The sequence below is a fragment of the Burkholderia sp. BCC1985 genome, from assembly GCF_905339915.1.
Taxonomy (GTDB): domain Bacteria; phylum Pseudomonadota; class Gammaproteobacteria; order Burkholderiales; family Burkholderiaceae; genus Burkholderia.
Window position 1 is genome coordinate 1 of record NZ_CAJPGY010000136.1, and the last position, 403, is coordinate 403.

Below are 403 nucleotides of genomic sequence, written 5' to 3' on the forward strand. Positions count from 1 at the left end.
TCGCTCGAGCGCCGCGCCAAACTGCGGCGAGGTCCCCGCCGCTCGGGTCGTCCATTCAAGATCGGTCTCGTGGCCCGGGAACGACTCGACAAACGCGTCGCGCGGCATGCCGCAACGGTCGACAGCAATCGCCAGGATGCTGCGCTCGATCGCGCGCACCTCAGTCACTTGCCCATGCACAATTGCGCACAGGCGGTCGATGGTCTTGGCGGTAAAGCGGATCGGCGCGAGCTCACACTGGATCGCCGTGCGCACTTGCGCAGCGGCTGCGGAACGGGCACCGCCAGTGACAGGCACATCCTGCAACTGCTCGAACAGTGCACGCACGCGTGCGAAAATCACAAGACTGTCGTTCGTGAGTTCTTCGAGGCGCGCCGCGTTCGCCTTCTCCGAATCCCCGGCG

General features: G+C 65.5%; 1 pseudogene. It reads right to left on the reverse strand.

The annotated features are described in order from the left end of the window. Positions 1-403, reverse strand: a pseudogene (locus tag U4Z31_RS36995) (sigma-70 non-essential region-containing protein); the annotation flags it as partial.